The organism is Polaribacter sp. SA4-12 (genome assembly GCF_002163675.1).
Taxonomy (GTDB): Bacteria; Bacteroidota; Bacteroidia; order Flavobacteriales; family Flavobacteriaceae; genus Polaribacter.
In genome coordinates this window covers 391,464-403,543 of record NZ_CP019334.1, presented here as the reverse complement: position 1 = coordinate 403,543, position 12,080 = coordinate 391,464, and the positions used below count along the sequence as shown (strand labels likewise).

Here is a 12,080-nt window from a genome sequence, read left to right as displayed (position 1 = left end):
ATTTTTTGAACGGTTACAATATAGGAAATCTATTCTTTATACTATTTTTTAATTTCGTTGTTTGCTATTGTGTTATATTGAGCTGCATATTTTTTAGCGATTGGCAAATACGTTCTTAAGTCTTGAATTCTTGACGCATTAGAAGGGTGTGTACTTAAAATTTCTGGCTGAGAACTTCCTCCAGAATTTTTACTCATTCTTACCCAAACCTCTGCAGCTTCTTTACCATCATAACCAGCCATTATCATAAAAACCAATCCTAATCTATCTGCTTCTTGTTCATGAACTCTACTAAATTTTAACATTCCTAAACCAGAACCAATACCAAAGGCAGTATTCCACATTTGTTGAGTTTCTGGGTCTTTATTAGAAGTTCCTAAAGCAACTGCTAAAGTACCAAGTTGTTGCATTTGTCCTTGAGACATTCTTTCTTGTCCGTGTTTAGCAAAAGCGTGTGCAACTTCATGTCCCATAACTGCTGCTACTCCATCTTCATTATCACAAATTGGCATGATACCTGTATAGAAAACAACTTTTCCACCTGGCATACACCAAGCATTTACAGTTTCATCCTCAATTAAATTGAATTCCCATTTATAAGAATCTGCTTCTGAACTCATATTATTTGCACGCATAAAACGATCTACAGCTGCAGAAATATCTTTTCCAACACTTTTAATTTGATTGCTCATTACTCTATTCGTAGAAACTTTATTTTCTGTAAGGAAAGTAGAATATTGTGCAAAACTTGCTGGTAAAACCTGCGCATCACTTACAAAATTAACACGTTTTCTACCCGTAATTGGTACTGTACTACATTCTACAAAAAGGAAAACTGTTAAAACTAATACAACTATTTTTTTCATCTATTTCTGTTTTTTAATGATCGTTATATAATAAGACACAATAATATGCAAATTGTCACTATTAAAAGAATTTTACTATTTTTAAAAGTACAAAATCTATTTTTATCATAAAAAAGGGTTAAAAAAGTTCCCTTTTGTAATTTTTAAATAAAAGATTCGTCAAAAGTAAAAACGATTTTAAATTTATGAAAAATATCTTCTCATTACTTACTGTTCTTATATTGATAAGCTGTTCTAGCAAAGCACAAATTGCATCCAAAGAAAAGAAAACATATACAATTGAAAAAACAGATGCTGAGTGGAAAAATTTATTAACAGCAGAACAATATAACGTTTTAAGAGAAGCAGGAACAGAAAGCCCTTTTTCGAGTTCTTTTAATAAAAACACAGCAAAAGGAACCTACGTTTGTGCCGCTTGTAAAACGCCTCTTTATAAATCTGAACATAAATACGATTCTGGTTCTGGTTGGCCTTCTTTTGATAGACCAATTAAAGGAAATGTGGAGTTAGATGTAGATTATAAAATAGGTTATAAAAGAACGGAATTAAAATGCAATACTTGTGGTAGTCATTTAGGGCATTCTTTTGATGATGGCCCTCAAAACACAACAGGAAAACGTGATTGTATTAATGGAGTTGCTTTAGAATTTATTCCAGAAAAGAAATAAAATAAACACTCATATTTTAAGAAAATAGTATCTTTAAAGTCTCGTTTAGATTCTAAAGATGAAAAAAATAAAATTCCCTAGTGCCCAAACAATTTTGTTAATAATAGCTGCTTTTGTAGCGCTTTTAACTTGGTGTATTCCTTCTGGTCAATATGATCGTTTAGCTTATAATAAGGATGACAATTCTTTTATAAAAACAAGTAAAGATGATGCTATTGTTTTAGAAGCATCACAAAAAACTTTAGATGATTTAAAAATTAAAATTCCGCTAGAGAAATTTACTTCTGGTGCCATTTATAAAGCTATTAGTATTCCAGAAACGTATCAGAAACTAGAATCCAGACCACAAGGAATTAAAGAATTTATTTTATCTCCTTTAAAAGGAATTATAGCCGTTGCAGATATTATTATTCTGGTGCTATTTATTGGTGGTATTGTAGCAATTGTTAATTTTACGGGTGCTTTTGAAGCTGGTATTTCTAGACTTTCTGTTCTTTTAAAAGGCAAAGAATTTATTCTGATTATTGTTGTTACTTCATTAATCGCTTTAGGCGGAACAACTTTTGGATTGGCAGAAGAAACCATTGCCTTCTACCCTATTTTAATTCCTATTTTTATTGCTGCAAAGTATGATGCTATTGTTGCTTTAGCCTGTATTTATATTGGTAGTTCTATTGGTACAATGATGTCTACTACAAATCCTTTTAGTACAATTATTGCTTCAAACTCTGCAGGAATTAATTGGACTTCTGGCATTGAAGGAAGAATTGTAATGCTTTTAGTTGGTTTAATTATCTGTATTTTATACATTATAAGGTATGCTCAGAGAGTAAAAAATGACCCAACAAAATCTATCATTTTTGATCAAAAAGAAAGTATTGAGAAAATGTTTTCTTTTCAAAAATCATCTGAACCGATCGACTTTACTTTACGTCTAAAATTAGTACTTTCTATTTTTGCTCTGTGTTTTATTGTAATGGTTTATGGAGTGATCAATTTAGAATGGTGGTTTTTAGAAATGACCGCAGTTTTCTTTGTTGGTGCTGTTGTAATTGGTTTTATCTACAGAATAAATGAAACTGTTTTTGTAAATACTTTTATAAAAGGTGCCAATGAATTATTAAGTGTTGCTTTTATTATTGGTTTGGCAAGAGGTGTTACCATTTTAATGGAAGATGGCTTAATTAGCGATACTTTATTATACTATTCTAGTTCATTGACAGACGGAATGAGTAAAGGTTTGTTTATAAATTCAACAATGTTTGTGTATAGTGGATTGTCATTTTTTATCCCTTCTTCATCAGGAATGGCCGTTTTAACAATGCCAGTGATGTCTCCTTTAGCAGATACGGTTTCTTTAGGAAGAGAGCATGTTGTAAACGCATATCTTTTAGGAGTTGGTTTGTTTGCTTTTATAAATCCTACAGGATTAATTTTAGCTTCACTTGCTATTGTAAAAGTTGGTTATGACAAGTGGTTGAAATTTATAATTCCTTTAATTATTATTTTAACTTTAGTTTCTATGACTTTCTTAACAATTTCTGCTTATTTATAAGAGACGTATTATTCCAGTACGTTTTTTAGCTCAATTTAAGTATGAATAATATTTGAATGATAAAACCTGCAGTCAACTTTTACACTAACACACTCTTCTACAGTAAGCTATATTATGAAACTATAGGTGTAAAAATCTTTTTATAAACGATCTTTTTTTATAAAAATTTACAAGAGATTAAGCAATTCCCCTATTGAGACCAAATACGAGCTTACATATATTTATGGCGTACATAATAGTACCTGTAAATGAAAAAGTTTATCCTTTTATTTTTAATCCTTCATCAGTGTTTTGCTTTCTCACAGCAACAAACAGTGAAAAAGTATTCTGTACAAAAATCTACCTTAACCTCAGTTGGTTCTGCTACTGTTTATACAAATAACAATAAATATCGCATTCAACAAAGCGTTGGTCAATCTAGTATAATTGGTAAAAAGGAATTAAAATCAGTAACTGTACAACAAGGTTTTCTAACGAATACTATTTCTTTAAAAGTAGATAACTCTAAAAAGAACTCTATTACTGAAACTTTAGACTTTATAATATCTCCAAATCCTTTTGTAGACCATATAAAAATAGACTTTTCTAAAAAAACTACGGATGAGATTTACCTTAGAATTTATGATATAAATGGTAAAGTATATGCTAATAAAAAGTTTTCTCCTACTGATAAAATTGTAATTTCTATGAAAAATTTTAGTTTGGGAAGTTATTTAATACAAATTGAGAGTGGAAAAAATATAGCAACCAAAAAAATAATAAAAGTAGAGTAATTAGAATGTTAAGAAATAAAATGAAATATAGCTTTTTATTATTTTTTACGATTCTAATTTTTAAAGTAAATGCACAACAAGTTTATTTTGAAACAGGTTTAGAAAGTGCGTATTTTAAAGATTATGTTAATAATATGGGGGAAAACACATTGGATTTAAATTATTATAAATCTTATGATTTTTTCTTAGAAAGTGGTTTTCGATTTAATATTTATAATGATAGATTAAAAGGAGATATAGGAATGAGTTACAATAGTTATAAAATTAATACTGGTTTTTATTCAGGTACAGAAAGTATCCCTCTAACATACAGTTTAACGTATGTAACAATAAAAACCGGAGTTAATTTTTCGATTGTTAATGAACCTAAATTTAAAGTGCTAGTGCACACACACCTTTCTCACGATTGGCTTATGACGGGAACAAATAAATATAAAGATGTAGTTAATGACATTTATAAAGACAATACTTTCGATAGAACTTTTATCCGTTTTCATAAAGGTATTAGTGTAGAATATACAATGTCTGATAGAATTTCAACCTATGTAAAATATAACATTGCTGATAGTTTAAGAGAAGAAAATAAAGATAGTAATATTAAAGAGAAATATACATTTCATACAGATGCAATTTCCTACGGAATACTTTTTAATATTAATAACCCAAGGAATAAATGTTACGGAGGATTTTAAAAAACCTAAAACAATGAAGTTTGTAAATAAAATAGAGCTCTTTTTCTTTTTACTGACCAGTACAATTGTACTTGGTCAAACTCCAGGTTTTAATTATCAAGCTTTAATTTTAAATAATGAAGAAATTCAGATTCCAGGAACAGATGTAACAACAAAAAATCTTCCATTAGATTTAGAAGATATTACGCTACGTTTTACAATAACAAATGATGCAGGTATAGAATATACAGAAGAACACGATATTAGAACAGATGAAAATGGGATGGTTTCTATTATTGTTGGTGAAGGAACTCCTATAAACTTCACTTTTGAAAATATTAATTGGGATGGTAAACTAAAATACTTAAATGTAGAACTAAATATTATAAGTAATAATGAAGGTTTTGTCTTTTTAGATAGTCAAAAAATACTTTATATACCACATCAGAATAACGGAACTGGTACTATAAAAATCGTAAATTCTTTAAGAGAACTAAATCCTCCATATAGTAAAGGTACCTTAATTTGGATTACAAGTTTTGGTGCAAATAAAAACCCCACTCTATTAATTTGGGATGACTTTAACTGGGTACCAGTTAATGAAGATTATGATGATGCTAATGAATTAGGTCTTATAGTTGTGGCAAATGATATCGCTAGAAGTACAAAGTTTAAAACTCCAGTTATTGGAAATCAAGTTTGGAACAAAACATTAAAATGTATTCAAGTATTTGATGGTTCTAATTGGGTTTCAATAACAACAAAAGCCTTAAATGGACTTCATAAAGATGGAAATACCATTAAACTAGGTGGTCATTTAATAGAACCTACAGAGCTCACTACAGATCAAACAAATACATTGTCAATAAAAGGTTTACAAGAAAGTGTAAATAAGGAAGATTTAATTGTTGTTGTAGATAAGAATACAGGAGTTTTAAGACAAAAACCATTATTAATGCTCTCTCAACAAAAACAAGTAATAATTATTGCTACTGATGGACAACTTGAATTCCCTATTCCTTTAAGTATTACAAATACTGAGAATATAGACGTTTACAGAAACGGTGTTCTTATAAATTTCACAGCCGTTAATAATTCAACTATAAAATTAGAGCCTGAAGCGATATGTTATAAAAACGATAAAATAAGAATAGTACAATTATATTAACCTAAAAACTAACCCCCAAATTTACATGCAATATGAAAAACACTAATTAAAATTTTATTGAAATATTAAAAATAATAACAATCTAAAATAAAATAGAATGACTAAATATTTAAAATTAACTGTATTAACCATTATAATGGTGATAGGCTCTAACATACAAGCACAGCAAGTTACAGGTGATGCAACAGAAACAGATGGAACAACTAAAATTGGTAAAAAAGAAGACATTAGTAAGTCGTCTGTTCTTAATGGTACTATTAGAGTTATAGATAATAAAGGAACTAAAAAATTCTTACAAGTAAAAAATGGTTTAACATTACTTACAGACGTTGCTACTGACGGTGGTATTATTTCTACTTGGCAATTAGGTGGTACTTTAACAGACAATACATATATTGATGCTACTGGTAAAGTATTTGCGCTTGATGGAATAAAACTAGTTAGCCCAACTTTAACTGCTGGTGCAGCCACAACTGCATCTATAGCCACTACAGCAGCAGATGCAACTTCTCATGGAGGTGCTGGAACTGGTTGGACAGTCTTAATTAGAGATGAAGCAACAGGAGAAACAAAAAAATTATTAGCTACTCATTTAATTACAGCTGGTCGTACTGAGTTTCCAATAGCAGCAGATGGTAATCTTATTGTAACAGCTACAGGTTTAGCTATGGGAACTTCTATTAATAAAATATCTGTATTTAGAAACGGAGCAAAACTTAGAGCTGCTATAGATTACACACTTACTGCTGATGATACTATTACTCTTGATGTTAGTGCTGCAGCGCCAAATGATTGGACTACTTATGCAGGTGACATTATTGAAGTACAGTGGATTTACTAAATTTAAAATAGCAACCCCTTAAAAGTTCTAATTTTTTGTTTAATTATATCTATTATTTAAAAGAGTTGATTCTTAAATTATCAACTCTTTTAAATAATATGTTTTGAATACTTAAAATTCTTATTTGCAAGATTAGATTAATAGCAATGTCTTATAAAGGAATCTTAGAAATTCTAATATTTATTCTGTGTGCAAATTGCGTACAATTAAGTTTTGCTCAAGAAATTAGAGTTATTGATAATAAAGGAACTTTAAAAACGGTTATTAGTAATAGTGTTACAACTTCTGTAACTGCTCCAACATCTCCTTTACTTGGTGATACTTGGTTTGATAATACTGATCTAGATAAGATTAGAACTAAAATTTACGATGGTACAAATTGGAAATTAGTAAATACCAAAGTAGAATTACTACTTGATTTAACCAATACTCAAAAGCTTGCACTGCTTTTACCTACTGAAACAAATACTACAGAAATAGCAGCTCCAACCGAAGGAATGGTAATTTATAGTTCAGATAATAAGAATGCCTATTTAAGAGCTGATAATACTTGGAAACCAATTACATTTAATTCAGTAAATAACGAACTTATTTTTGATGGTGATGATGATGCAGATGCTACAAATAACGATTTTAGATATGTGTCTCTTATAATAAATGGAAATTGGAAAGTAATACGATATGATAAGACTGATGTAAATGTAGAAGACATCGCTACTAAAACAAACAATATAGGCCAAACAACACAACCTACTACTTTAGCAGCATGTACTGCTTTAACTTTCTAATTAAGTAAAACATCAAAATGAAAAAAAGAATATTAACTTTTTTGTTTTTTACATTTACAATTTATGTACAAGCTACATTTACTTTAACTAGTGCTACAATAATTACACAAACAAATACAGATACAGATTTATCTGGATTAGCAAGTATAAGTGGAGTAACATTAGTGCAAGTAGGATTAGGAACTGATAGTGAATATACGATATACGATATTGGTGACAGACAATTAATAATTAATGGAAACCTAACAATAGATGCTTCAAAAGAAATGTTACTTGTAGGTTCTGCTGCCCCAAGAAGTATAATATCAGTAATTGGCACACTTAATATAAAAGACTTTGAAACAATCAATGGCTTCACTTCATATTTACAAAGAATAGCAATTAGAACAACTTATGATAGAAATGATTACGGTCAAAATTTTTCTTTAGACGTTAGTGACTCAGGTACATTTAATATGCAAGGAGGAGGCATTGAATGTTCTTCTTCAATTAAATTTTATCCAAATTCAACTGTAAACATTCAAGATGGAAGAATTGAGTTATTAGCGACTCCAGATCCACAATATCAAATAAGGCAATTTTCTAATAATTTAACAGCTAATAATTTTAAAATGGTAAAGTACGCCATGACAATGGTTGGTACTCCACTTCAATTTGATGGATATATGCCTACTATTGCCGATGAAGGAATTAGTTTTAGTAGTTCTTCTTCCTCCATACAATATAATTTTAGAGATTATTCTGGAGGTGGTAGAGGAAATAGATTAGATTTAGGTCTTTGGTCTAATAGAAAAGGGAAAATCATCAATTCATCCGATGGAACAAATTTAATTGTAGAAGAACATTTAATTGGTAATAATTCATCAACAGGTACTTGGCAAATTATAAAAGAAATAGCACCTAAAATAATAGATGAAAAAAGTGTTCCAATTCAAAATGCAAAAATGTTTATTAGAGATACTAATAACAATAAAAGAGTTGACGGAAACGGTTACACTTTTACAAGTGACAGAACCTATTTTAAAACATCCAATGCAAGTGGATTAATACCTACAACAGAAATACTTACAGGAGCCGTTAATCATTTAAGTACAGGATTTGTTGTATTTGATAGAAGAAGTAAAAATGATAATACAGATGATGAATTTGACATCTATTTTTATCATTACAATAAAATACTAACAAAATCTATTCAAAAATTAAAAGGAATAAGTGAGTTGACTTATGATTGGACCATGTTTGAAGATACTAATATCACAGAAACAGATGCTACTGTTGTTGCAGCATATTCAACAATTGATAATTTAGGTCAATTATATGATTATGCAAAATATTGGAAACAATTAAACCAAACAAATTTAGAAATACCAAGTATAAATGAATTACTAATTATAAATGAAAGTTCTTTATTAAATATCGGAGACTATAACTTAGTTATCGATGCAACTGCTAGTGCTGTTTTTTCTGTAGACACAAATTCGAAAACGATTACCATAAAATCGAATACAATACTTACTACTAGTAAATTTAAAGGTATTAAAACAACAGCTAATATTACTCTTTATAATGGTGCTACTTTAGAACATGGTTATATAGATAGTAATGGAATAAACAAATTTGTGCATTTAAAATGGAATCAAAGTACGACTAACGATGTATCAATTATAAATAATGATAATCTCACAGTAATTTATTTTTTATCGCCAGTAACAACTGTTTTTAAAAGTCATTTTTTAGTACCAAGTACAGTGCCTACAAATGGTATAGAGGTACAAGTAGACATATTATCAAATGGCCCTAACCTTTATAAAGAGTTAATACCAGAAGAAGACATTAATTTTGTTAGACTAGATATAGATCTAATAGATGTCGGTACAGAGTTAAATCAGTTAGAAATGTTGAAAATATCAGAAAGATTATTAGCAAAAGTTGAAGCTATAAAAAGCGCTATGAATAATACAACAACACCTACTTTAATCATAAATGAAACAATAACAACTGCTTTTAATGATGGTACTTTACAAAACCAAGAAACTATTTTAATGATTTTAAAAAGATTATTAAGTAAAGTTACTGCTACAAGAGAAGCTGTAAAACCTGAATAAAAAACCTTCAACAAGTATGAAAAGTTCTTGCTAAGATATTTTTTTGTATTTTTCTGAATATATCTATTATAAATGAAGAAAGAAGCAATTGTAATTTTATTAGAAGAGAAATATCAAGTTTTATTTGATTGGTTAGAAAATCAACCAGATGATAATTGGAACAAATCTCCTGATGGAAAATGGACTGTTGGACAACAAATTCTTCATCTAGTTAACAGTTTACAATTATTAAATAAGGCGCTAAGTTATCCTCGATTTTTTTTAAAATATAAATTCGGATTGTGTAATAGAGAACTTAGAAACTACAAAACAATTGTTGAAAAATATCAACAAAAATTACTAGAAAACAAAGATAGAACAAGAGCTTTTAATCAGGATTTAAAAAAACCTTTGCAAAAGGATAGAGAACGATTAATAACAAAACTTCAAATACAGAATAAAAAATTACAATACAAACTTAAAAAAATTAGTGATGTTAATTTAGATACATTAGTAATTCCTCATCCATTAATGGGTAAAATGACCATTAGAGAAATAATAATGTGGACTGCACATCACACAGAACATCATACAGAAAGTTTAGTAATGACGTATAGTGAACAATTTTAATCAAAAATTTGTATTCAATTTTTATGAATAAAATTATTAAGAAACCCTACCTTTTTTTCTTTGGATTAGTGCCAATATGTATCCTTTTTAGTTTTTTAAGTGATGATAAAACTCTTGATATCAATATTTATGATTCTTATTTAGTAATTACACATTTTCATTTATATCTATTCTCTGCAATATTTTTTGCTATGATTGGTATTAATTATTTCTCATTACATTGGGCAGAAAAACCATCAAAAAAAGGATTAACAATAGTTCACATAATACTTCAAACTGTTGCTATACTTTTAATTCTTACCAATAATAGTTGGAATTGGATTGGGCAACAATCTGATGCTGGAAGTCAACTTTTAAATGATAATTCTACGATTGTAATCGCTTTATCCTTTTTAATTTTCCTATTATCAACCTTTATACATTTAATCAACTTCTTTACAAGCTTATTATTAAAGACAGAATAAGTAAAAAACTATACGATTCACTTTACAAATCGTCTCTAATTCATATATTTGTGATTCCTAAAAAAGAAGACAAATTATGTTTAATAATTTAAGCGATAAATTAGATAAAGCCTTACACACCTTAAAAGGTCATGGTAAGATTACAGAGGTTAATGTTGCAGAAACGCTAAAAGAAGTTAGAAGAGCGTTATTAGATGCCGATGTTAACTTTAAAATTGCCAAAGATTTTACCAAAAGAGTTCAAACCAAAGCACTTGGTCAAGATGTATTAACATCCTTAAACCCAGGTCAATTAATGGTTAAGTTAGTTAAAGATGAACTAACAAACTTAATGGGTGGAGAAACTGTAGGCGTTAATTTAGGAGGTTCGCCAACTGTAATTTTAATGTCTGGTTTACAAGGTTCTGGTAAAACTACTTTTTCAGGAAAATTAGCTAACTTCTTAAAAACTAAAAAATCTAAAGAGGTTTTATTAGTTGGTTGTGATGTTTACAGACCTGCTGCAATTAATCAATTACAAGTTGTTGGAGAACAAATTGGTGTAGAAGTTTATGCAGAAGTTGGTAACAACAATCCTGTTGAAATTTCTGAAAACGCAATAAAGCATGCAAAAGCAAATGGTAAGAATGTAGTTATTATTGATACTGCAGGACGTTTAGCTGTTGATGAAGAAATGATGAATGAGATTTCTAACATTCATAAAACTGTAAATCCGCAAGAAACTTTATTTGTTGTAGATTCTATGACAGGTCAAGATGCTGTAAATACGGCAAAAGCGTTTAATGATATCTTAAATTTTGATGGAGTTGTTCTTACAAAATTAGATGGAGATACACGTGGTGGAGCTGCTTTATCAATTAAATCTGTAGTAGACAAACCAATAAAATTTATTGGTACTGGAGAAAAAATGGATGCAATTGATGTATTCCATCCAGATAGAATGGCAGATCGTATTTTAGGAATGGGAGATGTTGTTTCTTTAGTTGAAAGAGCGCAAGATCAATATGACGAAGAAGAAGCTAGAAAATTACAGAAAAAGATTGCAAAAAATCAGTTTGGTTTTGATGACTTTTTAAGTCAGATTCAACAAATCAAAAAGATGGGAAGCATGAAAGATTTAGTTGGTATGATTCCTGGAGCTGGTAAAGCTATGAAAGATGTAGATATTGATGATGATGCTTTTAAAGGTATTGAAGCAATTATCCACTCAATGACAAAAGAAGAAAGAAGCACACCAAATACGATAAATGCAAGTAGAAAAAAGAGAATTGCAAAAGGATCTGGAACAAGCATTCAAGAAGTAAATCAACTTATGAAGCAATTTAACCAAATGAGCAAAATGATGAAGATGATGCAAGGTGGTGGCGGAAAAAAGATGATGCAAATGATGCAAGGAATGAAATAACAACTATTTAGGCTGCTTTTTTAGCAGCCTTTTTTATTTAGAGAATGTTTAAAAAAATAACAGACACATTTAACTTTGAAAAGAGGAAGAACCTTCTTTTTATTCTTTTGGGCTTTTGTATTTTTTTAATTTCTAAGAATAACGGAATGTTTTGGGACAATGTTTTA

Annotated in this window: 12 protein-coding genes; 11 read left to right on the top strand and 1 reads right to left on the bottom strand. The window is 29.1% G+C overall.

Annotation, left to right across the window (positions count from 1 at the left end; all coding sequences use genetic code 11):
* Nucleotides 1–41 precede the first annotated feature (41 nt).
* Nucleotides 42–866 (bottom strand): M48 family metallopeptidase, encoded by an 825-nt coding sequence (locus tag BTO07_RS01810; protein ID WP_087519601.1) that lies wholly within the window; start codon nt 864–866, stop codon nt 42–44.
* 185 nt (nt 867–1,051) lie between these two features.
* Here BTO07_RS01810 and msrB point away from each other — a divergent pair, with 185 nt between their 5' ends.
* The 11 genes from msrB to ffh all read left to right on the top strand — a co-directional run bounded on the left by msrB (nt 1,052) and on the right by ffh (nt 11,913).
* A complete protein-coding gene (gene msrB / locus BTO07_RS01805; protein WP_087519600.1) occupies nt 1,052–1,534 on the top strand; it encodes a peptide-methionine (R)-S-oxide reductase MsrB in 483 nt (160 codons plus the stop codon).
* Nucleotides 1,535–1,592: 58 nt separating this feature from the next.
* Nucleotides 1,593–3,089, top strand: a complete 1,497-nt coding sequence (locus BTO07_RS01800) for a YfcC family protein (RefSeq protein WP_087519599.1) — start codon at nt 1,593–1,595, stop codon at nt 3,087–3,089.
* Nucleotides 3,090–3,403: 314 nt separating this feature from the next.
* Nucleotides 3,404–3,862: a T9SS type A sorting domain-containing protein gene (locus tag BTO07_RS01795; RefSeq protein WP_157663260.1), complete on the top strand. Its 459-nt coding sequence runs from the start codon at nt 3,404–3,406 to the stop codon at nt 3,860–3,862.
* Between the two features lie 20 nt (nt 3,863–3,882).
* Nucleotides 3,883–4,554: a hypothetical protein gene (locus BTO07_RS01790; protein ID WP_198342498.1), complete on the top strand. Its 672-nt coding sequence runs from the start codon at nt 3,883–3,885 to the stop codon at nt 4,552–4,554.
* A 13-nt stretch (nt 4,555–4,567) separates the two neighbouring features.
* Nucleotides 4,568–5,701: a hypothetical protein gene (locus BTO07_RS01785; RefSeq protein ID WP_157663259.1), complete on the top strand. Its 1,134-nt coding sequence runs from the start codon at nt 4,568–4,570 to the stop codon at nt 5,699–5,701.
* Between the two features lie 97 nt (nt 5,702–5,798).
* Nucleotides 5,799–6,542 (top strand): hypothetical protein, encoded by a 744-nt coding sequence (locus BTO07_RS01780; RefSeq protein WP_157663258.1) that lies wholly within the window; start codon nt 5,799–5,801, stop codon nt 6,540–6,542.
* 146 nt (nt 6,543–6,688) lie between these two features.
* Nucleotides 6,689–7,330, top strand: coding sequence for a hypothetical protein (locus BTO07_RS01775; RefSeq protein WP_087519594.1), 642 nt, complete (start codon nt 6,689–6,691; stop codon nt 7,328–7,330).
* A 17-nt stretch (nt 7,331–7,347) separates the two neighbouring features.
* Complete coding sequence (locus BTO07_RS01770; RefSeq protein ID WP_087519593.1) at nt 7,348–9,435, top strand: hypothetical protein; 2,088 nt, start codon at nt 7,348–7,350, stop codon at nt 9,433–9,435.
* A 72-nt stretch (nt 9,436–9,507) separates the two neighbouring features.
* Nucleotides 9,508–10,044, top strand: coding sequence for a DinB family protein (locus BTO07_RS01765; protein ID WP_087519592.1), 537 nt, complete (start codon nt 9,508–9,510; stop codon nt 10,042–10,044).
* A 23-nt stretch (nt 10,045–10,067) separates the two neighbouring features.
* Complete coding sequence (locus BTO07_RS01760) at nt 10,068–10,508, top strand: hypothetical protein (protein ID WP_087519591.1); 441 nt, start codon at nt 10,068–10,070, stop codon at nt 10,506–10,508.
* 76 nt (nt 10,509–10,584) lie between these two features.
* Nucleotides 10,585–11,913 (top strand): signal recognition particle protein, encoded by a 1,329-nt coding sequence (gene ffh / locus BTO07_RS01755; protein WP_087519590.1) that lies wholly within the window; start codon nt 10,585–10,587, stop codon nt 11,911–11,913.
* Nucleotides 11,914–12,080: the final 167 nt, after the last annotated feature.